33 protein-coding genes are annotated in these 24,046 nt (G+C 61.1%); 18 read left to right on the top strand and 15 right to left on the bottom strand.

Going from position 1 to position 24,046, the window contains the following annotated elements:
- Nucleotides 1-15 precede the first annotated feature (15 nt).
- The 3 genes from C5L12_RS09320 to C5L12_RS09310 form a co-directional block, all read right to left on the bottom strand.
- Entirely contained in the window at nucleotides 16-843 is an 828-nt protein-coding gene (locus C5L12_RS09320) for an aldo/keto reductase (RefSeq protein ID WP_105371854.1), read from the bottom strand.
- Between the two features lie 102 nt (nucleotides 844-945).
- A complete protein-coding gene (locus tag C5L12_RS09315) occupies nucleotides 946-1,983 on the bottom strand; it encodes an aldo/keto reductase (protein WP_105371758.1) in 1,038 nt (345 codons plus the stop codon).
- Between the two features lie 22 nt (nucleotides 1,984-2,005).
- Nucleotides 2,006-3,199 carry an MFS transporter gene (locus C5L12_RS09310; protein WP_105371757.1) on the bottom strand — a complete coding sequence of 398 codons (1,194 nt, stop codon included), beginning with the start codon at nucleotides 3,197-3,199 and terminating at the stop codon, nucleotides 2,006-2,008.
- Nucleotides 3,200-3,357: 158 nt separating this feature from the next.
- Between C5L12_RS09310 and C5L12_RS09305 the strand changes: the two genes are divergently transcribed.
- On the top strand, nucleotides 3,358-4,251 hold the full coding sequence (locus C5L12_RS09305; protein WP_105371756.1) for a LysR family transcriptional regulator: 894 nt from the start codon (nucleotides 3,358-3,360) through the stop codon (nucleotides 4,249-4,251).
- Between the two features lie 86 nt (nucleotides 4,252-4,337).
- Nucleotides 4,338-4,673 carry a hypothetical protein gene (locus C5L12_RS09300; RefSeq protein ID WP_105371755.1) on the top strand — a complete coding sequence of 112 codons (336 nt, stop codon included), beginning with the start codon at nucleotides 4,338-4,340 and terminating at the stop codon, nucleotides 4,671-4,673.
- Nucleotides 4,674-4,692: 19 nt separating this feature from the next.
- Here C5L12_RS09300 and C5L12_RS09295 read toward each other — a convergent pair whose 3' ends face one another.
- From C5L12_RS09295 to C5L12_RS09285, 3 genes are all read right to left on the bottom strand, one after another.
- A complete protein-coding gene (locus tag C5L12_RS09295) occupies nucleotides 4,693-6,015 on the bottom strand; it encodes an esterase/lipase family protein (protein ID WP_105371754.1) in 1,323 nt (440 codons plus the stop codon).
- Nucleotides 6,016-6,113: 98 nt separating this feature from the next.
- Nucleotides 6,114-6,773 carry a glutathione S-transferase family protein gene (locus C5L12_RS09290; RefSeq protein ID WP_105371753.1) on the bottom strand — a complete coding sequence of 220 codons (660 nt, stop codon included), beginning with the start codon at nucleotides 6,771-6,773 and terminating at the stop codon, nucleotides 6,114-6,116.
- Nucleotides 6,774-6,846: 73 nt separating this feature from the next.
- A complete protein-coding gene (locus tag C5L12_RS09285) occupies nucleotides 6,847-7,569 on the bottom strand; it encodes a gamma-glutamylcyclotransferase (RefSeq protein WP_105371853.1) in 723 nt (240 codons plus the stop codon).
- Between the two features lie 177 nt (nucleotides 7,570-7,746).
- Here C5L12_RS09285 and C5L12_RS09280 point away from each other — a divergent pair, with 177 nt between their 5' ends.
- Nucleotides 7,747-8,634, top strand: a complete 888-nt coding sequence (locus C5L12_RS09280; RefSeq protein WP_105371852.1) for an alpha/beta fold hydrolase — start codon at nucleotides 7,747-7,749, stop codon at nucleotides 8,632-8,634.
- Between the two features lie 38 nt (nucleotides 8,635-8,672).
- Nucleotides 8,673-8,840 (top strand): hypothetical protein, encoded by a 168-nt coding sequence (locus C5L12_RS28100; protein WP_157949013.1) that lies wholly within the window; start codon nucleotides 8,673-8,675, stop codon nucleotides 8,838-8,840.
- A gap of 33 nt (nucleotides 8,841-8,873) precedes the next feature.
- Here the strand turns inward: C5L12_RS28100 and C5L12_RS09275 are convergent, their stop codons facing one another.
- The gene (locus tag C5L12_RS09275) at nucleotides 8,874-10,334 is read right to left on the bottom strand and encodes a phospholipase D-like domain-containing protein (RefSeq protein ID WP_105371752.1); all 1,461 of its coding nucleotides are present in this window, start codon (nucleotides 10,332-10,334) and stop codon (nucleotides 8,874-8,876) included.
- Nucleotides 10,335-10,634: 300 nt separating this feature from the next.
- Here C5L12_RS09275 and C5L12_RS09270 point away from each other — a divergent pair, with 300 nt between their 5' ends.
- On the top strand, nucleotides 10,635-11,522 hold the full coding sequence (locus C5L12_RS09270) for a branched-chain amino acid aminotransferase (RefSeq protein ID WP_105371751.1): 888 nt from the start codon (nucleotides 10,635-10,637) through the stop codon (nucleotides 11,520-11,522).
- A gap of 175 nt (nucleotides 11,523-11,697) precedes the next feature.
- Here the strand turns inward: C5L12_RS09270 and C5L12_RS09265 are convergent, their stop codons facing one another.
- Together C5L12_RS09265 and C5L12_RS09260 are read right to left on the bottom strand one after the other, a co-directional pair.
- Nucleotides 11,698-12,429 carry a sulfite exporter TauE/SafE family protein gene (locus C5L12_RS09265; RefSeq protein WP_105371851.1) on the bottom strand — a complete coding sequence of 244 codons (732 nt, stop codon included), beginning with the start codon at nucleotides 12,427-12,429 and terminating at the stop codon, nucleotides 11,698-11,700.
- Nucleotides 12,430-12,535: 106 nt separating this feature from the next.
- Nucleotides 12,536-12,859, bottom strand: coding sequence for a hypothetical protein (locus C5L12_RS09260; protein ID WP_105371850.1), 324 nt, complete (start codon nucleotides 12,857-12,859; stop codon nucleotides 12,536-12,538).
- A 171-nt stretch (nucleotides 12,860-13,030) separates the two neighbouring features.
- Between C5L12_RS09260 and C5L12_RS09255 the strand changes: the two genes are divergently transcribed.
- From C5L12_RS09255 to C5L12_RS09240, 4 genes are all read left to right on the top strand, one after another.
- Nucleotides 13,031-13,633, top strand: coding sequence for a superoxide dismutase (locus C5L12_RS09255; RefSeq protein ID WP_105371750.1), 603 nt, complete (start codon nucleotides 13,031-13,033; stop codon nucleotides 13,631-13,633).
- Between the two features lie 153 nt (nucleotides 13,634-13,786).
- Nucleotides 13,787-14,053 (top strand): type II toxin-antitoxin system Phd/YefM family antitoxin, encoded by a 267-nt coding sequence (locus tag C5L12_RS09250; protein WP_105371749.1) that lies wholly within the window; start codon nucleotides 13,787-13,789, stop codon nucleotides 14,051-14,053.
- A complete protein-coding gene (locus tag C5L12_RS09245; protein ID WP_105371748.1) occupies nucleotides 14,050-14,496 on the top strand; it encodes a type II toxin-antitoxin system VapC family toxin in 447 nt (148 codons plus the stop codon). Before C5L12_RS09250 ends, C5L12_RS09245 begins: the two co-directional genes overlap by 4 nt.
- A gap of 75 nt (nucleotides 14,497-14,571) precedes the next feature.
- Nucleotides 14,572-15,414: a metallophosphoesterase gene (locus tag C5L12_RS09240; protein ID WP_105371747.1), complete on the top strand. Its 843-nt coding sequence runs from the start codon at nucleotides 14,572-14,574 to the stop codon at nucleotides 15,412-15,414.
- 30 nt (nucleotides 15,415-15,444) lie between these two features.
- Here C5L12_RS09240 and C5L12_RS09235 read toward each other — a convergent pair whose 3' ends face one another.
- On the bottom strand, nucleotides 15,445-16,137 hold the full coding sequence (locus tag C5L12_RS09235; RefSeq protein ID WP_105371849.1) for a helix-turn-helix transcriptional regulator: 693 nt from the start codon (nucleotides 16,135-16,137) through the stop codon (nucleotides 15,445-15,447).
- Nucleotides 16,138-16,268: 131 nt separating this feature from the next.
- Between C5L12_RS09235 and C5L12_RS09230 the strand changes: the two genes are divergently transcribed.
- The 6 genes from C5L12_RS09230 to C5L12_RS09205 all read left to right on the top strand — a co-directional run bounded on the left by C5L12_RS09230 (nucleotide 16,269) and on the right by C5L12_RS09205 (nucleotide 19,703).
- A complete protein-coding gene (locus C5L12_RS09230; RefSeq protein ID WP_105371746.1) occupies nucleotides 16,269-16,901 on the top strand; it encodes a LysE family translocator in 633 nt (210 codons plus the stop codon).
- 165 nt (nucleotides 16,902-17,066) lie between these two features.
- Nucleotides 17,067-17,510: a c-type cytochrome gene (locus tag C5L12_RS09225; RefSeq protein WP_105371745.1), complete on the top strand. Its 444-nt coding sequence runs from the start codon at nucleotides 17,067-17,069 to the stop codon at nucleotides 17,508-17,510.
- A 142-nt stretch (nucleotides 17,511-17,652) separates the two neighbouring features.
- Entirely contained in the window at nucleotides 17,653-18,096 is a 444-nt protein-coding gene (locus C5L12_RS09220; RefSeq protein WP_105371744.1) for a c-type cytochrome, read from the top strand.
- A gap of 65 nt (nucleotides 18,097-18,161) precedes the next feature.
- Nucleotides 18,162-19,079 (top strand): c-type cytochrome, encoded by a 918-nt coding sequence (locus C5L12_RS09215; RefSeq protein ID WP_105371743.1) that lies wholly within the window; start codon nucleotides 18,162-18,164, stop codon nucleotides 19,077-19,079.
- Nucleotides 19,080-19,119: 40 nt separating this feature from the next.
- Complete coding sequence (locus C5L12_RS09210; RefSeq protein ID WP_105371848.1) at nucleotides 19,120-19,374, top strand: type II toxin-antitoxin system HicA family toxin; 255 nt, start codon at nucleotides 19,120-19,122, stop codon at nucleotides 19,372-19,374.
- Entirely contained in the window at nucleotides 19,371-19,703 is a 333-nt protein-coding gene (locus C5L12_RS09205) for a type II toxin-antitoxin system HicB family antitoxin (protein WP_105371742.1), read from the top strand. Before C5L12_RS09210 ends, C5L12_RS09205 begins: the two co-directional genes overlap by 4 nt.
- 19 nt (nucleotides 19,704-19,722) lie before the next feature.
- Here the strand turns inward: C5L12_RS09205 and C5L12_RS09200 are convergent, their stop codons facing one another.
- Nucleotides 19,723-20,211, bottom strand: a complete 489-nt coding sequence (locus C5L12_RS09200; RefSeq protein ID WP_425350763.1) for a GNAT family N-acetyltransferase — start codon at nucleotides 20,209-20,211, stop codon at nucleotides 19,723-19,725.
- A gap of 221 nt (nucleotides 20,212-20,432) precedes the next feature.
- On the bottom strand, nucleotides 20,433-20,849 hold the full coding sequence (locus C5L12_RS09195) for a MerR family transcriptional regulator (RefSeq protein ID WP_105371740.1): 417 nt from the start codon (nucleotides 20,847-20,849) through the stop codon (nucleotides 20,433-20,435).
- A gap of 84 nt (nucleotides 20,850-20,933) precedes the next feature.
- On the opposite strand from C5L12_RS09195, the gene C5L12_RS09190 reads away from it, so the two are divergent.
- From C5L12_RS09190 to dmeF, 3 genes are all read left to right on the top strand, one after another.
- Nucleotides 20,934-21,140 (top strand): hypothetical protein, encoded by a 207-nt coding sequence (locus C5L12_RS09190; protein WP_105371739.1) that lies wholly within the window; start codon nucleotides 20,934-20,936, stop codon nucleotides 21,138-21,140.
- Nucleotides 21,141-21,214: 74 nt separating this feature from the next.
- Nucleotides 21,215-21,487 (top strand): Ni(II)/Co(II)-sensing transcriptional repressor DmeR, encoded by a 273-nt coding sequence (gene dmeR / locus C5L12_RS09185; protein WP_105371738.1) that lies wholly within the window; start codon nucleotides 21,215-21,217, stop codon nucleotides 21,485-21,487.
- A gap of 30 nt (nucleotides 21,488-21,517) precedes the next feature.
- A complete protein-coding gene (dmeF, locus tag C5L12_RS09180) occupies nucleotides 21,518-22,510 on the top strand; it encodes a CDF family Co(II)/Ni(II) efflux transporter DmeF (RefSeq protein ID WP_105371737.1) in 993 nt (330 codons plus the stop codon).
- A 55-nt stretch (nucleotides 22,511-22,565) separates the two neighbouring features.
- On the opposite strand, the gene C5L12_RS09175 is transcribed toward dmeF, so the two are convergent.
- The 3 genes from C5L12_RS09175 to C5L12_RS09165 all read right to left on the bottom strand — a co-directional run bounded on the left by C5L12_RS09175 (nucleotide 22,566) and on the right by C5L12_RS09165 (nucleotide 24,039).
- Complete coding sequence (locus C5L12_RS09175) at nucleotides 22,566-22,835, bottom strand: hypothetical protein (RefSeq protein WP_105371736.1); 270 nt, start codon at nucleotides 22,833-22,835, stop codon at nucleotides 22,566-22,568.
- A 138-nt stretch (nucleotides 22,836-22,973) separates the two neighbouring features.
- Nucleotides 22,974-23,513: a hypothetical protein gene (locus C5L12_RS09170; protein WP_105371735.1), complete on the bottom strand. Its 540-nt coding sequence runs from the start codon at nucleotides 23,511-23,513 to the stop codon at nucleotides 22,974-22,976.
- A 13-nt stretch (nucleotides 23,514-23,526) separates the two neighbouring features.
- Nucleotides 23,527-24,039: a DUF1697 domain-containing protein gene (locus tag C5L12_RS09165; RefSeq protein ID WP_105371734.1), complete on the bottom strand. Its 513-nt coding sequence runs from the start codon at nucleotides 24,037-24,039 to the stop codon at nucleotides 23,527-23,529.
- Nucleotides 24,040-24,046 lie beyond the last annotated feature (7 nt).

Here is a 24,046-nt window from a genome sequence, read left to right as displayed (position 1 = left end):
AGGGAGACGGTACGCTCACTTATCCCATTCCGGCGCGAGATGCCCCGGGTTGACGATGCGGCCGTTCGGGCGAGCGAGGCCGTGGATCGCTTCCATCTCGTCCAGCGACAGGGCGAAATCGAAGACGTCGAAGTTTTCGGCCAGGCGGGAAACGGTGGCGGTCTTTGAAAGAGCGATCACGTCCTTCTGCTGGATCGCCCAGCGCAACACCACCTGCGCGGCCGTCTTCCCGTGCTTGGCGCCGATATCCTTCAAAAGCGCGTCACTTGGCACCTTGCCGTCTGCCATCAGGTAATAGGCGGTCAGAGACATGCCGTGCTTGCGCGCCTCGCTCAGCACTTTCGCCTGGCTCAGATACGGATGGTACTCCACCTGGTTGGTGGCGATCGGCGCATCTGAAAGCTTCACGGCCTCGGCCATCAGCGCGGTCGAGAAATTGGAAACGCCGATGTTCTTCACCTTGCCGGCTTTGACGAGGTCATTCAGTGCGCCGATGCGGTCGGCAAGCGGCATCTCGCTTTGCGGCCAGTGGAGGAGCAGGAGATCGACATGATCGGTCTTAAGCTTCCTCAGGCTTTCGTCGACCGATGCGATAAAAGCGTTGTGGCCCACCTTGTCGACCCACACCTTGGTGGTGAGAAAGATGTCGGCACGCGGAATTCCGGACTTGGCGATGACCTCGCCGACGGAGGCTTCGTTGCCGTAGATTTGCGCCGTATCGACATGGCGAAAGCCGAGCTTCAGGGCTTCCGGCAGTACGCGGAAAACGTCTTCGTCGGGCATGCGGAAGGTGCCGAAGCCAAGGGCTGGCATATTGGCGCCGTTGGCGCTGACTGTGAACATCTGGAACTCCTGTGGGAAGCCCGACATGCGCCGGGCCTGAAACGAAAGGCCCGTATTAAATGGACCGATTTCTTGCCGGATCAACCTCCGTCCTTTCGGATGTTACCCCGCAATCGGTGGATTGAGACGGGCAAAACCCTCCTGCCGGCGATAGGGGAAATGCGGATAGGGAGCCGTCACCGTGCTCACCGCATCGAGCTTTTCGACCTGCTCTTTCGTCAGCGACCAGCCGACGGCGCCGAGATTCTGGCGAAGCTGCTCCTCGTTGCGGGCGCCGATGATGACCGAGGAGACAGTCGGCCGGCCGACCAGCCAGTTGATCGCCACCTGCGGCACGGATTTCTCCGTTTCGGTAGCCACCTCTTCCAGCGCATCGACAACGCGGTAAAGCAATTCTTCGTCCACGGGCGGGCCGAAATCCGCGGTCTCGTGCAGACGGCTGCTGGCCGGGATCGGCTTGTTTCTGCTGATCTTGCCGGTGAGCCGCCCCCAGCCGAGCGGGCTCCAGACGAGCGCGCCGAGCCCCTGGTCCTTCCCGAGCGGCATCAGATCCCATTCGTAGTCGCGGCCGACCAGCGAATAATAGACCTGGTTCGCCACATAGCGGGTCTGACCATGTTTTTCGGCGGCAGCGAGCGACTTCATGATCTGCCAGCCGGAGAAGTTTGAGACGCCAATATAGCGCAGCTTTCCGTCCTTAACGAGCTGATCGAGCGTCGAAACCACTTCCTCGACCGGCGTGGAGGCGTCGAAGGCGTGCAGTTGGAAGATGTCGATATGATCGGTATCGAGCCGCTTCAATGCGGCCTCGACGGAAGCAATCAGGCGGGAGCGGGAGGAGCCCCAGTCGTTCGGCCCGTCGCTGGTCGGCAGGCTGGCCTTGGTGGAGATCAGCACCTGGTCCCGCCGGCCCTTGATCGCCTGCCCGAGCACCTCTTCCGAAGCACCGTTCGAATAAACGTCGGCCGTGTCGAACAGGTTGACGCCGGCTTCGAGGCAGATATCGACGAGGCGGCGGGCTTGTGCCACATCGGTCGTGCCCCAATGGCTGAAGAGCGGACCGGAGCCGCCGAATGTGCCGGCTCCGAAACTCAAGACTGGCACCCTAAGGCCTGATTGTCCGAGATTGCGATATTCCATGGCTTCTATCCTTGTTGAAGTTCTATTCGGCGGGGCAGGCAAGCGCGGCAGCGGGCGTATCGGTGTTCTGGCGGTCCAGCCGGATGGCAATCAGCGCCACGGCCAGAGCCGCAAGCGGGACAAGCCCGGCAATGAGAGTGACAAAACCGAGGCCGGGGCCGTCATCGATCACCGCGCCGCCGAGCCAGGCGCCGATCGCGTTACCCAGATTGAAGGCTGCGATATTGAAGGAGGAGGCGAGCCCCTGGCCGGCGCCTTCAGCCTTCTGAAGCACCCAGATCTGCAGAGGCGAGACTGTGGCGAAGGCTGCAGCGCCGAACAGACCGATGGCGATGACGGCAAATACCGGCTGGTGGATCGCCGCGGTCATGGCGATGAGGACGGCGGAGAGCGCGACGAGGCTCGCAACGATCGTCGGCACGAGATACCGGTCCGCGAAACGGCCGCCGAGGAGATTGCCGATGACCAGTCCGCCGCCGAAGACGAGCAGGATCGGCGAGACGGCGGCTTCGGAAAAGCCGGTGATCCCGGTCAGGATCGGCGCGATATAGGTGAAGCCCGCAAAAACGCCGACCCAGGAGAGCACGGTGGTCAGCAGACCGAGGATGACGGAGCGGCGGCCGAGCACGGCCAGCACGCTCTGTGAAGCCTCTTGCCTGTCCTCGGAGGGCTTGTCCTTCGGAACGAGAAGCGCGATGACTGCGAGCGCGACAATGCCGATTGCGGTCACGGCAAAAAAGGTCGAGCGCCAGCCATAGGCCTGACCGAGCCAGGTGCCGAAGGGCACGCCGAGGACGTTTGCGACCGTCAGGCCCGTGAACATGACGGCGATGGCGGAGGCTTGCCTGCCCGGAGCAACAAGGCTGGTGGCGACGACAGAGCCGACGCCGAAGAAGGAGGCATGGGCGAATGCGGTCAGCACACGCGCGGCCATCAGCGTCCAGTAGTCGGGTGCGAGCGCGCAGGCGAGATTGCCGATGGTGAACACCATCATCAGGCTCACCAGCAGGGTTTTCCGCGACCACCTACCGGCGAGCGCGCCGAGAATGGGCGCACCGACCACGACGCCGAGCGCGTAGCCGGAAATCAGCAAGCCGGCGGCGGAGATCGACACGCCGAGGTCGCTGCTGACGTCGATCAGCAGGCCCATGATGACGAATTCGGTGACCCCGATGCCGAAGGCACCGGCCGTCAACGCGTAGAGAGCGAGAGGCATTGGCTTGGATCCTCGTCTTTGGGAGAAAGGGAGTTGATGGTCATTGGCCCCTGGATGACCAGGAGGCCTTCTGCACTGCAATATCGTCATCGGGGACTTGCCTGTGTAGCCGCACAAGCGGATAATCATTTGTGAATTTAAGTCACAGGTGATGAGGAATGGACAACCGTGCCGGCGAAATGGAAGTCTTCGCGCTCGCCGCGGAGCTCAAAAGCTTTTCCGCCGCCGGGCGCAAGCTGAAGCTCTCTCCGTCGGCGGTGAGCAAGCTCGTGACGCGTCTCGAAAACCGTCTCGGAACGCGTCTTGTGGTTCGCTCAACCCGCCTGCTGCAGCTCACGCCGGAAGGCGAAACGTATCTGGCGCGCGCGCAGCGCATCCTTGCAGAGATCGCCGATACCGAAGAGGTCGTGTCCGGTGGGGGGCGGATGCTGCCGCGCGGGCCGCTTTCCATCAACGCCTCGGTCGGCTTCGGGGAAAGATACGTCCTTCCGCTGGCGGACGAATTCCTGCAGCTCTTTCCGGAGGTGCAGCTCGATATCACACTGACCGACGATGTGGTCGACCTGATTCGCGAGCGGGTAGATATCGCGATTCGCCACGGATCGCTGCGCGATTCGGCTCTGATGGCCAGAAAGCTTGGCGAAAGCCGGCAGGTGGTAATGGCTTCGCCCAGCTACCTTCAAAGGCACGGCACGCCGGAAACGCCGGCCGATCTTTCCCGCCACAATTGCATCAACTTCAATTTCCGCCGCGCGGTGGAAGGCTGGCCGTTTCGTGATCCGCAAACCGGGCGGCGTGATATCCGCCCCGTCTCGGGAAGCCTGAAGGCCAGCAGTGGCTCCATCATCCGGCAGTTCTGCCTTGCCGGCCTCGGCATCGGGCGTGTCGGCCGTTTTCATGTGGAGCCGGATATCCAGGCGGGGCGTCTTATTCCGGTCCTTGAGGATTTCAACCCGGAGGATATAGAGGAAATCCACGCCGTTTACGCGGGCCACGAGCATCTGGCGGTGCGTATCCGCGCCTATATTGATTTCCTGGCGGCGCGTCTTTGATCACGCACTGTGTCCTAATCGCCTCATTCCTGCCATGGTTTGGCCGATTTTCTTGGGATATCCGGTGGGCTCAGGAGAATCTGACCATGTCCGAACAACTCAACGAAATCCTCGACCGTCTCCGCGCCGAAGTCAGCGCCGCTTCCGCCGAGCGGCCGCATCTCAGCATCCCCATGGAAGACCTGAGGTTGCTGGTCCAAACTTTTGAAATGCTGCATTCGGAGCGGGAGGAGCTGCGCCGCAAGGTGATTCAGCACGACGATGTGATGGAAGCCGTGACGACCTTCATCGAGGCCTATCGGCAGAAATACAGCAATTATTCGAGCGGGGGCGTGCGTCCCAGTGCGGTTCTCCGGCGCGAGGTCCGGATGATCTGGGCCGCCATGCACGGCCATGCGATTGCGACTGACAGCAGCTTCTGACGTCTTTTTGCCGGCAACGCTATGCCCTGTTCTTGGCTTCCAGGCCTCCGACGAGCGGAGGCCGCCAGCTTTCCTTGCTGACGCCGACAGGTGGCGAGCCCCAGGTATTGCCATGCGTATCCCGCTGTTTCTTGAAGAAACGCACGATCAGTCGATGCAGCATATCCATGTTGGGCAGGATGCCGTGGAAGCCGGCGAATTGGGTGGCGGCCCGATCGGTCAATTCCCAATAGCCGTAATCGTGCGGGCGAACGCAGACCAACCGCTCCAGTGGAAGGAAATGCGGGATGGCGCCGTCATAGGGCACGGTGCCGTCGCCCGTCCGGCGCCGAATGCCGTCATCCGCATTGCCCCACTTGTTGTCCCGGTCGCTGCTCCTGAACTCGAATTCCGCACGCCCCTGACGTTGCGCGATCTTCAGCGCGACGCGGGTGTCTGCATCGACGCCGACAACGCAAAGCCAGTCCTCCTCTGAAAGCGAGGTATCGTCGAGTTTGAACCCGGCAAGCGCCTGACGGGTCGCTTTCGCGTCGTCGAGCAGGGCCTTGAAAAGCGTCCGTGCCTGTTGCTGCCGGTCCGCCTGCCTCAGCCCGCGCAGACGAATGTATTCCGCGATCGTTTCCGTGATGGAGGGTTGCCAGACGGCGGGGTCGAAGAGGGTTTTCGGCAGCGACGCATCTTCGATTGTCATGGCGTCTGGAAGATCCGGCAGGAGATGATAGAGCGACGGCGTCATGCGCGCCGCCTCCCGCTCGCGAGAACTTGGCGGCGAGGTGCCGAGATTTGCCGTTCCCGTCGCAATCTTGATCACGGCTTCGAAGGAGCCGCGATAGGGAGTTGCGAGCGTCACCACCTTCGCCACCTTCTTCGCGCTTCCGAATCTCCGCAAATAATTGGTGATCACCAGCCCGCCCATGGAATGGCCGACAAGATTGACCTTGGGATCGGCCCCGTAGTTTTTCTTGTCGTAGTGGCGCATCAGCAAGGTGCGTGCGATCACCTCGTCGATCATCCGGCCGAGCTGTTGGGCCGTATCGTCGAGCGGTTGCCGCCAGTCGTATGAAAAGGGATAGACCGGCACCGGTTCGGTCTCCCTCGCTCTCAGATTGTAGCGCAGCTCCTCGATGAGTTCCCGGTAGCAGCTCTCGAAGAGCTGGCCGCCCCGCACCAGCGCCGGTTCGGTCGCCTCGAAGCGCAGGTTGTCCGGATGCAGAGCGGACCGGTCGTAATCCTTATTGATTACCGACCAGACCGTATCGGGCGGCAGCGCATAGTGATCGTCGAGATAGGTTGCAGTGATTCCTGGAACGACGATCACCGGGTAAGACAGTCCATCGAGCATCGAAGTCACCTTGCACCGCTTTGCCGAGAAATGACGGGCAATACAACTACGGCAAGTTCTCCTGCGTCAAGACAACCTTTTGGCTGGACCTGCCCGGTTCAATCCCGGTCCGGGGCGCCGAGCGGAAATAGCTGCCGGTAGGGCCGCGCTTCGTCCACCGCCCGCGCAAATGAGGGACGGGCAAGCAGGCGCGAACGATAGGCCCGCACATTGGCGAAGCGGTCGGCAATCTCATGCGTCCAGTCGGCGTAAAAGAGGAAGGGTGCTGCCGCGCAGTCGGCCAGGCTGAACCGGTCGCATGCCGCCCACTCGCGTCCCGCCATGCGCTGGTCGAGCCAGCCATAGGCGGCATCCAGCATGTCGCGCGCTTCCTGCACGCCGTAGGCATCGCGCTTGTCTTCCGGCCTGATGGCATTGAAGACGATCCGCTGCTGTGGTGTGGAAATATAGTTGTCAAAGAACCGGTCGAGCATCCGCACCTCGAGCGCCTGATCGAAGTCGTCTGGAATAAGCTTCACCGGTCCGGGATAGTGAACTCCCAGATATTCGATGATGATCGTCGCCTCGAAGACAGGTTTTCCGTCGTCTACCAGAACCGGAAAGCGCTTCACGGGCCACATTGCGGTGAGTTCCTGATAGGCGGAGGGATCCTCAGGTCCCAACATACGGGCGTCGAAAGCGGTACCGTTTTCGTAAACCGCCGTCAGAACCTTCTGGCAGTAGGACGAGAACGGATGAAAATAGAGAACTGGACGCATTTGCGGTCTCCCAAACCGATTGCACTGTAAAACCGGTATTTGAATAGCCTAACCGGTTCGACAATGCAACCGGTTATGCGTGTTCGCGAATCGAGGTCTGGGCGTGAAGCACCTTGATTTCCTCCGCCACCAGTTCCTGCAGGCGCCAGAGGTTACGGTCGTGGATGCCGAAATCAGAAAGATGCACGACGGTATTGTAGAGATATTCCGCGCAGGAGCCGCGGTGCCCGCAGGCACGGGCGAGAACCGGTGCAACATCGTGAAGCGGCAGGAGCGGGCGAATGAGCCGCTGGCTGTTCCCGCCGACCCAGAAGGTCAGCGCCCGCACGGTGTCACCCTCCTCGGTCCTGACCGGCAGCCAACGCATCGAGGTGAGGCTGTCGCGATTGCTGACCTCGCGGCGCAGCGCTTTTTCGATCTGCATCCGCTTTTCGTCGTCGGCCACCCGGTAGATCACGCCGTCGCAGCGCCCGCCGCGCGAAAGCACCATCATCAGTCCCGGTTGCGTGGGCGAGCCGCGGCCGCGCTCGATCCTGAGCGAGAAGGAACGGTGCCAGCCGAATGCGGTTGCCCGCCGCGAGGCGATGGAATCGAAGCCCGGCTTCCAGATCAGTGAACCATAGGCGAAGATCCACAATGGCCCGTCGCCGACTTCCTGCGTCAGGCGATCCGTCAGCGAGGCATAATCCTCCTCGGTCATCGGCTGCCAGGAGGGCGGAGGGCCCGGGTCGGTCTCATCGCGAAAGCAGAGATCGACCAGTTCCTGGGTGAGCGACATCCTGCGGATCTTCGGCATGGTTTCCTGACAGTTTAGCGGGACGAAAGCTGCAACGGTGCAGTCGCTGCCGTCCCGAGTCAATCCGTTTTGCCGCGCTGCCGCATCACCGCCAAGATGTTCTGCTGTAAGGGTCACGGATTATTTCCGGCTGAAAGATGCCGAAATAAAATATCGTCACGGAGGATGATCATGGACATGATCCCAGACGCCGGCCTCGACGAGATCCAGGTCAAGCACAGATGGCTCGACCTTGCCGGTATGAAAATTTTCTATCGGGAAGCGGGAAGGGCAGGGGCTCCCGTTCTGCTTCTGCCGCACGGTTATCCCTGTTCGTCGTATGAATTCCGCGCGTTGATGCCCCGGCTTGCCGACCGATGGCACCTCATCGCGCCGGATTTTCCCGGCAGTGGCTATACCGACACGCCGGACGGCTTCCGTTACGATTTCGACGGTTTCGCCGATTTCTTGGACACCTTCACCCAGAAACTCGGCCTGCAGAGATTCGCCCTCTATCTCCATGATTTCGGTTCGCAGATCGGTCTTCGTCTGGCCATCAAGAAACCGCACCGCATCGCGGCGCTGGTCATCCAGAACGGCGATATCTACGAGGATGTTCTCGGTCCGAAATACGCAGGCCTCCAGGAGTATTGGCGCAATCCCACGGCGGAAGCGAGGCAGAAGATCGCCGACGCGGTGAGCGAGGAAGGGTTCAGGGAGGAATTCCTGAACGAGGTGCGGCCGGAACTTGCCGAGCGGATCTCGCCCGACCTCTGGAAACTGCATTGGTCGCTGACGGACGAGCGCCGGCGCCAGATAGCTGTCGACGTCATCGCCAAGCTTCGCGAGAACGTCGAATGGTTTCCCCGTTACCAGCAGTATCTGCGCGACCATCAGCCGCCGACGCTGATCGTCTGGGGGCCGCAGGACGGCTACATGCCGGAAAAATCCGCGAAGGCCTATCTGCGCGATCTGCCGAAGGCGGAACTGCACCTGCTCGATGGCGGCCATTGGCTGCTGGAGACCAACCTCGACGAAGTCGTGCCGCTGATCCGCGGCTTCCTCAGCCGGTTCCATACCGCCTGAAATCTTTCCATTCCCGGAGAAGTGGAGTTCCCGAACTGATGCGTTGGCTTTTTATTGCGGTGTTGTTGATCCTGATCGGGTGTGTTTTGAGTATCGTCTGGATGAACGACCCCGGCCAATGGCCTCAGGCCGACAGCCGGCTCGATGCTCCCGACCCTTCCCATGCCAATCTGTTGCGGGGCGCGCCTCCGCCGCGCAATCCGTAAGGAAGGCCGGCAGAGTTCGCATCTGCCCCGATCCTATGACGACCCTGCCGGCCGGCGGTGCAGCCTTTTCCGCAGGAAAGCGGATGTGCGGTAAGTCATGCCGGCGGGGCGTTCCGGGTCGGCCATGTCGGATTCTGCCATAAGCTCTTCGGCCGGCGTGAGTTCGCGCATTGGAACCGGGCGCAGGCCGCGGCCCTTCTCGCGATTGAGCAGGTCGATGGCGCGGAGGATCGACCCATTCGCCTGCTCAAGGCCGTTCTGTACATCCTCCCTTGAGCAGCCGAGATGTTCGGCGAGCAGCGCATCGCGTTCCTCGGCAATCTTTTGGCGGAGCTCCGGCTGGTCCTCCCTGGCCTCCAGGATGAGGTCGCATTCGGTATCGTAACCCATAGAGCGATTGTTGAGATTGGCTGAGCCAATTTTGAGGACGCGGTCATCCGCGATCATCAGTTTTGCATGGACATAGATCGGCGTGCCGGCCTCGTTGACGGGATAAAGTATACGGAACTTCTTGCCGCAATCGGCGTCCTGGACGAGTTTCATGAGGCGTATCCGGGCTGAATCCATCGCCTTGGATTCCAGCCAGCCCTCCGCTCCGGCCGGATTGACAAGCACGATTTCCGGCCCGTCCGGTTCGCAGAGGCGCTTGGCCATGGCTTCTGCAACGCGGCGCGAGGCGAAATATTGGCTCTCGACATAAAGGGTTTTTTCAGCTGCCGCGATGATCGCAAGTGTTGCATTTTCTATTTCGGTGACCTGCTTGCGCTCGAGATATTCAGGCGCGGTGCGGGCTATCCCCACGTCGATATTCTCGTATTCGACAACAAGATCTTCCGGCCACGGGTCGCTTTCCACCACGTGCCGTTCGAGCGTTTCTCCGGTTGCCGTCTTCCAGCGTTCGCGGGCAAGCTCTCCAAGGGCCGCCGCCAGCGGTCCCGAACAACAGCTCGTCGCGTCGTGCCAGGGCGCTTCTGCAAACCCCATCGGAGAACGCCGGGCCGGATCGTCCTCGCGATGGTCCTGCGTATCCCAGCGACCGGCCGTCATATCGATGCCGCCGCAGAAGGCAAGGCGGTCGTCGACGACCAGCAGCTTCATATGATGGGCCGACGTCAGTGGATGGGCGCCATCGAGCTTCAGATGGATGCGGTCGTTGAAAAGCCAGCGAAGAATGTAGAAGGGCGTTTCGCCACGCGTCAGCGAAGCCAGAAGGCCGACGTCCCATTTGAGAATCCGGATGTCGATCCTGTCGTTCTTCCTGGCGAGCGCGTTGAGGAAGCGTCCGAGCTTGTCCGGCCGCTGCGCATCTTTTCTTCCGGGCTCCAGCCGGATGCGCGTGTCGAAATCCCAGCCGATCAGGTAGATCGACCGCTTCGCCTTGAGCATCGCCTGCTTGGCATAGTGAAAGAAATCGGCTGCGTCGACGATGACCGAAAGCCGTTCGGCGCGGGCAATCCGCCAGCAACTTTCACCTTCTGCCAACAAGGAGGTCATGTCCAGCCGGTTCCGTTCCTGCCGCTTCCGCCCGGAGGGTGATTGCCCGGCGCGCGGCGGAGCGGGAACGCATCACCAGCTCCCGGGTTCCCTGTCCGGTCCGCCCTCAAGATCGCATGATTTTTTGTGATGCTTCCATTCGCTGCAGTGCTGGTTATCAAAAAAGCATTGTGAGTTCAACGAACTGGCATGGAAGCCAGGGCGTTCGGGTCTGACAGGTCGACAACTTTCTCCTTGACGTTCCGGATGGCTGAGGCCTTCACTCGGCTCGCAATTCGAAGAACCTCAAGGAGAATGCCAATGGCCGTCGATACATCCGCCCGCACCACCACCTGGACCTTTGTGGACGGCGAGTGGCTCGAGGGCAATCCGAAGCTCGTCGGTCCGACTTCGCATGCCATGTGGCTCGGTTCGACGGTGTTCGACGGCGCCCGGTGGTTCGACGGCATCGCGCCGGACCTCGATCTGCATTGCCAGCGCGTCAACCGTTCGGCGAAGAACATGGGCATGAAACCGGTGATGCAGGCCGAGGAAATCGAGGCGCTCGCCTGGGAAGGGGTGAAGAAGTTCGACGGCAAGACCGCGATCTACATCAAGCCGATGTATTGGAGCGAGCATGGCATGCCCTTCAGCGTCGTCACGGCCGACCCGGAATCGACCCGTTTCGCGCTCTGCCTCTTCGAGGCGCCGATGCACACCGCAAAACCCTCCTCGCTGACGGTTTCGCCCTATCGCCGCCCCAACCCGGAAGTGGCGATGACCGCCGCCAAGACCGGCAGCCTTTACCCCAACAGCGGCCGCATGATCCTGGATGCCCGCAACCGCGGCTTCGACAATGCGCTTGCCCGCGACATGAACGGCAATGTCGCCGAAACCGCCTCGTCGAACATCTTCATGGTCAAGGATGGGGTGGTGATGACGCCGGTCGCAAACGGCACCTTCCTTGCCGGCATCACCCGTTCGCGCGTCATCGGGCTGTTGCGGAAGGCAGGCTTCGACGTCCGTGAGACGACATTGTCGGTCGAAGACTTCACCGATGCCGACGAGATCTTCACCTCCGGCAACTATTCCAAGATCGTCCCCGTCAACAGGTTCGAGGACCGCCAGCTGCAGGAAGGCCCGGTCGCCCGCAAGGCGCTGGAGGTCTATATGGACTGGGCGCGTTCCACGACGGGCGACGACGTCTGAGGAAGGACGGCGACGGATCGAGAGAGCGTCGGCGTGCGTCAGCGCATCTTCTGTGATCTGTCCGCGTCAGCCTGAGCGCGCCGCGGCGATCCACGCGGCGGCTCGGACCTTCGGCGCTGTTTTCCATCATGTCAACCTGCCATATCCCGGCGGTCGCCCTCAGCGCGCTTTCCCGTTAGAGGAACCGAACGGCGGCAGTCCCGATGATGATGAGCGAGACAGCGATCATCAGCGGCTTTACCGGCAGCCTCCTGACGATCAGTGCCCCAAGCGGAGCGGCAAGCACGCCGCCGATGATCAAGCCGACGGCCGAGGAAAGCTCCGACCAGCCGAGCGCCACAATGAAGGTCGCCGAAATGACGGTGGTGACGGCAAATTCAGTGAGATTGGTCGAGCCGATGACCTTTTTCGGATCGTGGCCGCGCCCGAGCAGGCTGCTTGTGACGATCGGCCCCCATCCGCCGCCGCCCATGGCGTCCAGCACGCCGCCACCGGCGCCCACAAACGGCACGATCCAGTCGCGCACGTCGCGCGGCCATTTCGGCTGAAATGCCTTGTACAAGATGAACAGGCCGACAGCGATCAGATAGGCCGAAACCAGGGGTCCGATCGCCTCGCCGTCGATATTAGAGAGCATATAGGCCCCGATCGCCCCGCCGATCATGCCGGCCGGGGCCAGCCTCACGACCAGCCGCCAGTCGACATTGCGGTGGTAGAGATGCGAAAGCCCGGAGGCCGCGGTCGTAAAGCATTCGGTGACATGCGTCATTGCGCTTGCCACGGCAGGCGGCACCCCGACCGCGAGCAGGCTGGTGGTGGTCAGCACCCCGAAGGCCATTCCAAGCGCTCCGTCGACGATCTGCGCCAGGACGCCGATGGCGATGAAAATCAGAAAGTCCGACGTCAGGAAATCGAGCGGCATTCAGCCTCCCCTTTTATCGCCTGCGGTCGCTCTCAATTCACGGATAGGATCAAAGGTTCCCGCTTGGCGGAACCGGCATCCTGCCCCTTCCTTATTTCGGCAGGGCCACCTTGAGCACGTCCGGCCCCAGCTCGCTGCCGAGTTCGACGGTCTTGGTCTTTTTGTCCATGACGCAGATATGGCTGATCTGAACCTTGGCGCCCTTCGCCTTGCCGGTGACGATCGCAAGGCCGAATTTTTCGCTGCCGAAGGGATCGACGACCGCTTTCGGGGCCTCGATCATGCCCTTGGCGGCGGCCTCGCATTTCTGCCCGACCTCCTTTGTGAATTCTGTCCACGCGTCGTCCGAGGAGGCGTATGCGGGGGCGAGGCCGGCTGCGATCACGAGGGTGGCAATGGCAAGTCGAGACGTCATGGCAGGGCTCCGAATCATGAATGGTTCCCTTTTCTTTTACGTCCGAAATTTCGCAAGGTCTTGGCTTGATCTGCTTGATTTTTGGCAGTTTCACCGTTGCCTCTTGGCCGCAGCACTCCTATGTTCCCGCACGACCTCTATTCAAGGTGTTTGCCGAAAAGGAGTAAGACAATGGCTTTCGAACTTCCCGAACTCCCCTACGACTACGAAGCGCTTTCGCCCTACATGTCGAAGGAGACGCTGGAATTCCACCACGACAAGCACCACAAGGCCTATGTGGATACGGGCAACAAGCTCGCGGCCGAAGCCGGCATGGGCGACCTTTCGGTCGAGGAAGTCGTCAAGAAGTCCTTCGGGACGCATCAGACCCTCTTCAACAACGCCGCCCAGCACTACAACCACATCCATTTCTGGAAGTGGATGAAGAAGGGCGGCGGCGGCACCTCGCTGCCGGGCAAGCTGCAGGTCGCGATCGATAGCGACCTCGGCGGCTACGACAAGTTCAAGGCCGATCTGATCGCCGCCGGTACCACCCAGTTCGGCTCCGGCTGGGCCTGGGTTTCCGTCAAGGACGGCAAGCTGGTGATCTCCAAGACCCCGAACGGCGAAAACCCGCTGGTGCATGGCGCCGAGCCGATCCTCGGCGTCGACGTCTGGGAACACTCCTATTACATCGACTACCGCAACGCCCGCCCGAAATATCTCGAGGCCTTCATCGACAACCTGATCAACTGGGATTACGTGCTGGAACGCTACGAAGCAGCGGCGAAGTAATTTTTGAAAAGGCGTCATTCTCGGGTTTGACCCGAGCATCGCACCCGGCGTTTTCGAGCGCCGGGTGTTCTGTTGTGCGCCTGCCGAGAAGGGCTTGATTCCGCAAAAGCTAACCTTTAAAATGGTCACAAATGACCACTTTGGAGGCCCGGCATGTCCGAAGTCAGCCTAAAGAATGCCAAGGCAGGCTTTTCCAGTTTTGTTGATCAGGCCGCCGCAGGTGAGTTCGTGACGATCACCCGTCATGGCAAGCCGGCGGCGGTCCTTGTCAGTGTCGGGGCTGCCGAGCTGGCGCAGAAGGCACTTGGAAAGGACCGCCGGAGTCTCATTCAGTATCTCAGGAACTTTCCGGCAGATGTCGATCTGAGTGACGATGTATTCGCAAGGAACCCGGCGCCAAGCCGCGAGGCCGACCTTTGAACGGGTTCCTTCTCGATACGAATATCATCTCGATGTTCTCGCCTTCCAAGACCGTGGCGACGCCGGCCTTTGCGGAATGGTTGGAGGAACAGGAGAAGCTGAAGGCCATCTATCTGTCGGCCATGACCATCCATGAGATTGAGAAAGGTGTGCGGCTCCTAGAAGCCAGGGGAGCGACGTCGAAAGCGGCACTTATTGAAATGTTCCTGCAGGGGCTTGTTGCGGGATATGGGGATCGGATCCTCGCAGTTGACGCGGAGACGGCACGCGAATCCGGCAGGCTGGAAGCGAAGGCCGTTTCGGCGGGTCACAGTCCGGGCGCCGTAGACGCGCTAATCGCCGGCACTGCCAGTCATCATGGGTTGACGGTTATCACCCATAACCTGAAACACTTCCGACCCTTTGAGATCTATGTGAAGTCGCCCGACGAACTTCCCTCCTGACTGTTGCGGCGACGCGGAGTAGCCGCTATCGACCACTGTCACATACCTGTCTCAACATCGGTCTATTGCCGCCTCATGCCCCAGGAAAAGCCTCTCCTCCGCTTCGGTGTCATCGCCGATCCGCAATATGCCGATGAAGAGCCCTGGCTGGAGCTCGACCGCTATTACCGCAACAGCGTGGCGAAGCTGCAGGAAGCGATCGCGGTTCTGAACAATGAGGACCTGTCCTTCGTGGTGACGCTCGGCGATCTCATCGATCGCGACTGGGAAAGCTACGACGCGGTTCTGAGCGTTTATGAAGGACTGCGCCACGAGAGTTTCCTGCTTCCGGGAAACCACGATTTTTTCCTGTCGCCGGAGCGGCTGGACGACGTTCACGCGCGGCTCGGCATGCCGGCCCCCTGGCATGATTTTTCCCGCGGCGGCCTCCGTTTCGTGGCGATCGACGGCAATGAGGTGAGTCTGTTTTCGACGCCGGGCGGCCATCCGCGCCATACTTTGGCGCAGCAGAGGCTGGAGGCGCTGCAGGCCGCGGGCGCGATCAACGCCAGGGAATGGAACGGCGGCATCGGCGAGGAACAGTTCGCCTGGCTGCAAGACACGCTGGCACGCGCCGATGCGGCAGGCGAGAAGGTCGTCGTCATGGGGCACTATCCGCTTTATCCGGCAAACGAACATAACCTCTGGGACCACGAGCGGCTGACCCAGCTATTTGCTCGTTCTGGCAATGTGCTGGCCTATCTGAACGGCCACAACCATGCCGGAAATCTCGGCCGCGACGGCACGACCTGGTATATCAATTTTAAGGGCATGGTCGATACCGAGACGGAAAACACCTTCGCCGTCGTCGAAATCTTTCCCGACCGCATGGAAATCATCGGTCATGGACGTGAGGAAAGCCGCACGCTTTTCTTCTAATTCGGAGTATCCCGCGTCCCGCGACAGGCTTCAGGCGGGTTCCGACGCGGTCCAGCCCTGCACCCACAAGGCTCTCAGTCTCTCCCCCTGGCCGTGGAAGAAGTCGTCCGCCAGGCCGCAATGCTCCACCCGGTCGGCGCGAAAATTGCGGATTGCCTGTCGAAGCTCACACCAGGCGACGATATTGGCGGTCTGTGAGTAATAGATGAGCGCGATCGGCCGGATCGTCCGCTCGGTCGCCTGGCCCATCTCGTCGCGATAGCCGAGCGTAAGCTTCTGCTCGTCGCGGATCGCCCGGCGCACCATCGCAAGGTCCACCGCTTCCGGCACCGGTGCCGGCGAACCCCAGGCATGCAGCGCATTGTCGGAAAACAGCCCCGCAAGCGGCGGCGGCACGACGCCGGCAATCTTGCGGTTCACCTGCTTGGCCGCCTGTTTGAGCCCGGTGTCGCCGGTGCGCTCGAGAAGCGCTAGCGCCAGCACGATCGCCTCCGTCTCCTCGATCGACAGCATCAGCGGCGGCAGCGTAAAGCCCGGCCGAAGGATATAGCCGATGCCGCGCCCGCCCTCGATCGGCACCCGCATCCCCAGAAGTGCAGCAATATCCCGGTAGATGGAGCGCACAGTCACCTCGAGCTGCGCAGCGATTTCGGCTGCCGTGACTGGCTTCCTGGCAAGTCGCAGAATCTGGATGATCTCGAAGAGGCGCGATGCCTTGCGCATGCTTTCTCCGCCGCCGAATGACCGCAACTGACAGAACGCTGTCAGTTGGCCTGACGTATAGGACATCATATCCGATTGAAAAACAAGGTTCTCCCTTTCAGGAGACCGCTAGTGCGACGAGAGAAACTGACATGACCTATACGGAAAACCTCTGGCTCTTCTTCACCCTTCTCTTCGGCATCATCGTGGTGCCGGGCATGGACATGATCTTCGTGCTCGCCAATGCGCTTACCCGTGGCCGGACTGCCGGTCTTGCCGCTACCGCCGGCATCATGCTGGGCGGGCTGGTGCATTCGCTCTACGGCGCGATCGGCGTCGGACTGCTGGCAAGCCTGATGCCGGTGCTGTTCAGGCCGCTCCTTATTCTCGGAGCGCTTTATATGGCCTGGATCGGCCTCAGCCTGATCCGCAGCTCCATCACCGTCGATCACGTCGGGCCCGCTGACACCCGCTCCAACTGGGATGCGTTCCGGCGTGGTGCCGTCACCTGCCTCATCAACCCGAAGGCCTATCTATTCATGCTCGCGGTCTATCCGCAGTTCCTGCGACCGGATTTCGGGCCCCTCGCGCCGCAGGCAGCGGTCATGGCAGTGATGACGTCGGCGACCCAACTCGCGATCTATGGCGGGCTGGCAGTGGTGGCCGGCCGGGCACGAACGCTTCTCGTCGGCAACAGCAACGCCACCATCTGGGTCGGGCGGACCGCCGGCCTGCTGCTGCTCGGCGTCTCGCTTCTCACCCTGTGGGAGGGCTTGAAGGGGTGATAGCTGCTCAGCCGAGGAGCGAACGCCGCAGCGGCCCCCAGCTAGAGATTTGATTCCGAAGACAATCTCACCGTTTTGTTACTTCTTTGTCATCGGCCGGACGGTCATGGTGCGGCGCATCGTCGAGACCGCCAGGATTCGATGCCAAAGAGGAGAACGTCTTTCATGCGACTTAAATCGATTGCCCTCGCTGCCATTGTCGGCTGTCTTGGTTTGTCCGCTGCTATTGCCCAGGAGGAACCTCAGGTTCGGCGCCAGAGCCAGATGAAAGCCGTAGGCGGTGCACTCGGCGCGCTCGGCGGCATCGCCAAGGGTCAGAAGCCGTACGAGGCCGAGACCGTAAAAGCGGCTCTGACGACCATCAGCACGACCATGAAGGTTTTTCCCGACCAGTTTCCCGCAGGGTCGGAAGCCGGTTCGGAAACGGAAGCTGCTCCGGCGGTGTGGCAGAACCCGAAGGACTTCCACGCCAAGGCGGAAAAGCTCGCTGCCGAAGCGGACAAGCTGTTGGCCGCCGTCCCGGCCGATCAGGCTGGCGTCGGCGCGGCGATGAACGCTCTTGGGGGCACCTGCAGCGACTGTCACCAGACCTATCGCGTGAAGAAGTAGCCGCTCCGCCGTTCCGGCCCTTCCTCTATTGCGAAATATTGAATATTATCACTGCCTTGTTACTTCCTCCCGCCGAGCACCCATCGCATCGTGAGCCGTTGTTAACAGGCCGGCCCTGCCGGCTCACGGGAGGAATGTGCACATGCAGTTGAGGTCTTATGCCATCGCGGCGGCTGCCGCCTGTCTCTGTCTGTCCACGGCGGTCGCACAGGAGGATGTGATCGCTGCCCGGCAAAAGCTGATGAAGGAAAACGGGCAGTCGGCCGGCGCTCTGGGTGCGATCGCCAAGGGCGAGAAGCCATATGATGCGACGGTGGTGAAAACGGCGCTGACGACCATCAGCACCAATATCAAAGCCTTCCCGGAGCAATTTCCGGCAGGCTCGGACAAAGGAAAGACCAAGGCGCTACCGGCGATTTGGGAAAAGCCTGACGACTTCCGCGCCCTGGCGACAAAGCTCGTGTCGGAAGCCGATGCGCTGCTTGCATCCATGCCGGCCGATAAGGCAGGTGTTGCGGCAGCATTGGGACGGTTGGGTCCGATCTGCTCCGACTGTCACAAGACCTACCGGGCTCCCATGAACTGATCGGTGGGACCGGACGCCGGCGGCGGCCCGCCGCCGGCCTTCACGAACTTTCATTGGAGAAGAGCATGGCGTCTCGGTGGGCGAAAGTCTTGGTGGTCGGCGCGGTCGTTGTGGCGGTCGGCGCCGGGATAGCCTGGGCGCTCACGAAACCCGATCCTCATCCGGAAAGCTATTGGGCCAATCTCGGGGATCCGGATCTCGGCGCCGGCGAACAGCTGTTCTGGGCCGGCGGTTGCGCGGGCTGTCACGCCGCGACCGGCGCCAAGGGGGACGCCTTGAAGGTGATGTCGGGCGGACGCGCGCTGCCCAGTCCCTTCGGGACCTTCCATATCCCGAATATATCCCCGGACCCGCAGGCCGGCATCGGCAACTGGACGCTGGCGCAATTCGGCAACGCCATGACCCGCGGTGTCGGTCCCGACGGCGAGCATCTCTATCCATCCTTCCCCTACGGCTCCTATGCCCGCCTTTCGGGCAAGGATATCAACGATCTCTTCGGTTACCTGAAGACGCTGCCGGCAAGTTCCAACGCCGCTCCGCCGCACGAACTTGCCTTCCCCTACAATATCCGCCTTGGCGTCGGCGTCTGGAAATATCTCTATTTCAACGACCAGCCGCGCGTTGCGCTGGCTTCGACCGATGAGAAAGTGAAGCGCGGTCAGTTCCTCGTGGAAGGACCGGGCCATTGCGGCGAATGTCATACACCGCGCGACCCCATGGGCGGCTTCCAGCCCGACCGCTGGCTGGCCGGCGGTCCCAATCCGGAAGGCAAGGGCAGTATCCCCAATATCACCCCTGGGAGCAAGGATGTCGGGTCCTGGAGCGAGGGCGACATTGCCGCCTATCTCGAAACCGGCTTCACGCCCGACTTCGACAGCGTCGGCGGCTCCATGGTTGAGGTCCAGCAGAACATCGCGCATCTGCCGAAGAGCGATCTGGAAGCTATCGCGGCCTATCTGAAGGCGGTGCCGCCTGTAGAGTGAGGTGCTTGCAAAAAATGCTATCATCTACTACTTTGTTTATATGAACGGCAAGCACCGCAAGACACTGGAAGCTGTCTTTAGGGATCCGGTATCCGGAACGCTCGAATGGGCGGCTATCGAGAGCTTGCTTGTTGCTGCTGGTTGCGTCGTCATTGAGGGGAGCGGGTCTCGTGTCCGTTTTGACAGGGACGGGGAGATCGAGACTTTCCATCGACCGCATCCAGCTAAGGAAGCAAAGCGCTATCAAGTGCGTGCAGCACGTACTTACTTGATCCGTCTAGGGATAATGCCATGACGAATGTAATGACTTACAAGGGTTACTCCGCTCGTATTGAATACGATGACGAGGACGGCATCCTGTTTGGCCAGATTTCCGGCATCCGCGACGGTGTCGGTTTCCACGCGGATAGTGTGGACCAACTGCGGACTGCTTTTCGTGAAGCGGTCGACGACTATATCGAGACCTGTGCCAAAGTCGGTAAGGAACCGCAGAAACCTTATTCAGGAAAGATGATGTTCCGCGTGAGCCCCGAAATCCATAGGCGCGCCGCTCAAGCTGCGGAACTTGCCGGTAAAAGCCTGAATGAGTGGGCAGGAGAGGTACTGGCCAAGGCGGCCGGATAGACCTTGGCCAGTCGCGCGTTTATGCCAGCGCCTGCATATAGCGCATGCCGGTCACCGGGCGCGGCTTGAAATCCATATGCTCGTAGAAGCGGTGCGCTGCGAAATTGCCGGTCGCGGCGCTGACCGAAAGGTAGTCGCAGCCGGCGTTCTTGGCGATTTCGCGGGCGCGGGCGACGAGGTGCTGGCCGATGCCGTGGCCGCGATGACCGTCGCGCACGAAAAGATGGTGAAGGTCCATGCCGCGTGTGCCTTCCTGGGCCCTGTAGAGGGGCACGAGAATGGCGTAACCGATCAATCCCGAACCGGTATCGGCAACAAGCGCGGTGATCCAGGGCATGGCACCGAAAAGGTCGCGTTCTAGCTTTTCGGGCGTGATGGCGGCGGGGTCGTTGTGATGGGCGGCCAGCGCCGCGATCATCTCGTTGAGTTCTGGCAGGTCTCGCGATTTCGCGCTGCGGATCGTCACAACGGGCGGTCTGAGCAGTGAGATTTCGGTATCTTCGGTCATTTCCGGCATCCTTTTTCGGTCTTATTTCGCCGTCAGGGTGCCGTTTCTCATGAACAAAGCCGCCTGACGGCGGCTTGTTGACATGATGATCTGTCGAGCCGCCCCTTAGAGGTAGGCCCAAAAATACGAGCAGGCGATGATGGTGCGCGTCTTGATCATGTGCGTTGAATGCTCCCGATCGAGGAACTTGTCAAGCGCGATTAAGAATGGCCGACGGCCCTTTAGTGCTCACTCTCGCAAAGTCCGTGATCCGACAGGGCGCGGATCACGTAACATTCCTCGATCGAATGGCCGCCGTCGCAATGGGAGACGATCCGGTCGAGTTCCTGCTCCAGCTTCCTCAGCCTTACGATCTTTTCGCGCACCGCCGCCAGATGTTCGGCGGCGATCCTGTCGGCATCGGCGCAGGGTTGCTGCGAATGTTCACTCAATCGGATGAGCTCGCGGATTGCAGGAATGTCGAGGCCGAGGTCGCGGGCATGGCGGATGAAGGCAAGCCGCTCCAGATCGCTCCTTTCGTAGCGCCGCTGATTGCCTTCCGAGCGTTCGGCCGCTTTCAAGAGGCCCATCTGCTCGTAGTAGCGAATGGTCGGTACCTTCACGCCCGTGCGTTTTGAGAGACTGCCGATCGACAACATGGCGAAAATTCCTCTTGAAGCTCTAGTGACTATAGGAATTATCTAAGTGGTCACTGAACAAGGCGCAAGCGGAGAGGTGACGTCATGGACGCAAGCTGCAGATATTGCCACGGCAGGTTCGAAGAATTTTCCAGAGGTCATTTCCGGGCCTTCTGGGTGCTCGTCGCCATCGCTGCCGGTTTCTGGCTGGTCTTGGCGATAGAGGTCCTCAGGCGTTCGCCGGCGGATCGGCGGCACTGGGACGAGCGGGAAGGAGGCGGCTCCTTCGTGGGGGGTACGTCTTCGCGTTAGACGGCATGACCCGATTTGCATTCTGATGAGACTCCAAATAGCCTACCCCCCTATATTACCTTTCGGAGCAACTCATGGCCCATACCATTCGGGAAAAGTCAAAGCTTCTGGCGCGGGTGCGCCGATTGAAGGGGCAGATGGAGGCGGTCGAACGGGCACTGGAGGCGGAGGCGCCTTGCGGCGAAGTGCTGCGTCAGCTGGCTTCGATTCGCGGCGCGCTCGCCGGCCTCACCGGCGAAGTGATGGAGGATCACCTTCATGAGCACGTTCTGCACGCTGTAAATGAGAAAGAGAGGGCGCAGGCGGCGGAAGAACTCGCCGAGGCGCTCAGAACCTATATCCGCTAACCGGGGTCGACAAAAAAGGGGAGAACCGCGATGGCCCATTCCGTCGAAGAGTTGAAGCACGACCACGTATTTCTCGGCGCCGATCACGAGCGCAACGAACGCAGGGTCTGGCTGGTAATTGCGCTGACCGCAACGATGATGGTGGCGGAGATCGCCGCCGGTTCGATCTTCGGTTCGATGGCGTTGACGGCCGATGGCTGGCATATGTCGACGCATGCGGGTGCGATGCTGATTTCGGCGCTCGCTTATGTTTACGCCCGTCGGCAGGCCCGCAATCCGCGCTACACCTTCGGGACGGGCAAGCTCGGCGATCTTGCGGGATTTGCGAGTGCCATCGTGCTGGCGCTGATCGCGCTTCTGATCGCTTGGGAAAGCGCCATTCGTATCGCCCGTCCTGTTCCGATCGATTTCGACCAGGCGATTCTGGTCGCCATCCTGGGGCTGGGGGTCAATCTGCTGAGTGCCTGGCTTTTGCGAGAAGATCACCATCATGGCCATCACCATCATCGTGATGCCCATGGACATCACGGCGGCCATCGCCACGGCGACGACCACGGCCATCATCACGGCAGACACGATCACGCCCATCATGCCGAAGACCACAATCTGCGCGCGGCCTACCTGCATGTGCTGGCCGACGCGCTGACCTCGGTGCTGGCGATCCTAGCGCTGATCCTCGGACGCAGCTACGGCTGGGATGTGCTCGATCCGGTGATGGGCATTGTCGGGGGGCTCGTGATCGCGCGCTGGTCCTGGGGACTGATCCGCGCCACCGCCGGGGTTCTCCTGGATGCCCAGCCGGATGACGATGACCTTGCCGGCGAAATCCGCCGGCACGTGGAAACGGAGGAAGACCGGATTGCCGACTTGCATGTCTGGCAGGTGGGGCCGGGGCATCATGCGGCGATCGTCGCCCTGATAACGCCCAAACCGCGGCCGCCTTCCTTTTATAAGGAGAAACTCCGGGCGATGACGAACCTGTCGCATATCACGGTGGAGGTTACGCCGGCGGATGCGGCATAAAGCAATTTGGGGAGAAACGGAAACCGGTTTCCGTTTTTCGGTGGATCCGAAAGGATCAGGCGAATTCCTGGTAGATACCTTCGACCCAGTCCTGCGGAACGGCCGGCATCGGCTGCTCGGCTACAGACGAACCGGTCTCGCCGGTTTCCATGACCCAGAGCGCATTGGCAAGCGATGAGGAAAGCAGCGTGCTGCTGCCGGTCAACGCGTTGGGAGAGCGCTGAATGGGCAGCGCCTCCCGTTGGGGCGCTTCTTCCGTCTTCCGGTCCACCTCTTGCGTCCGGTTGGGATAATAATAGCCGCTGAGGCCGCTATCGATCTTCATGGCAAAACGCGCCTGTGTTCAGAATGGTTAACGAAGGGTTAACGGCTGAAGCTTGCGCGAGGCTTGCGGCGAATGTTTTGGTTTGACGGCTGACTCTTGACAAAGAAGTGCAACCGGCCCGTGCTTCGCGCCGGTTCCTTATATGTTCATGCCTTGGAGAAATCCGTCGATGATCGTCGTCGTCAGCCGCTGATTGTTCCGGTACCAGCTGTCTTCGGTAAAAAAGACCGGTTCGGCCGGATCCCAGCCGCTCATGGTGAAATCGCTCTGGCGGGAGAAGAAGGCGACGAACTCTTCCTCCGTAATCCATGTGGCGATGGCCCCGCCCGGAAAACAGCCATCCTGGATATCGCAAAGAATAATGCCGGCATCCGTGCGGATCAGTCCGTGGCCGCAGAAGTCGCGGTGGAATTCGTGAATCAGGCCTTCTCCGATTTTTGCCCGCTGCAGCTTTTCCCAGAGCTGGCGCGCCCTTTCCGCTCCGAGCGGCTTGCAGGACAGCAAGTCGCGCAGTTCGGCCGCTCGACTATCCATCTCCTCGTCGCTTGCCTTGATGAGAGGGTAGGGCGGCCAGTCGGCAGCCGTGCTCCTTCGCTGTCGCCAGATGGACCAGGAGATCGTCCCGACGACATAGATGATGACGGCGAAACAGACGATCGGAATGATGATGCCCGCCATGCCGCCCGCTTGCCTATTCCATCGCTCGCGCCAATTCGGCGAGCTTGCGGACCGTGTTCAGATTGCGTGACGTGCCGGGTTTGAGCGCCGGCACTTTCAGTTTTGAACGGCCGGAGCCATTTGGATAATGGACGTAGATTTCCCGTCCGGCCACGACCGCCTCCTCGCCGTCCGGCGCCACCATGCCCTTGAGCGCGTCGGTCGATGCCTTTTCCGGCAGAAAATAGACGAGCAGGAAGTTCGGCTTGGCATCGGGGAAGGGCGGGTTCGCCGCTGCCGACTCCAGCTCTTCCGTCGTGCGCACCATGACGCCCGGCCGCTTGCCGAATTTCCTTCCGAGCGCCTCGTCGAGCTTTGCCGCGACCGCGGCCTCTCTGTCGTCCGAGCGGAACAGGACATTGCCGCTCTGGATGTAGGTTTTCACGTCCTCGAACCCGAGATCCTCGCAGATCGCCTTGAGTTCGGCCATCGGAAGTGCGGTGCCTGCAACATTTACCGCCCGCAGCAGGGCCACATAGACGGTCATCGTCCTC

This window comes from Neorhizobium huautlense (assembly GCF_002968575.1).
Lineage (GTDB): Bacteria > Pseudomonadota > Alphaproteobacteria > Rhizobiales > Rhizobiaceae > Neorhizobium > Neorhizobium huautlense.
The sequence above is the reverse complement of the archived record's forward strand: the minus strand, read 5'-3'. Positions and strand labels throughout refer to the sequence as shown.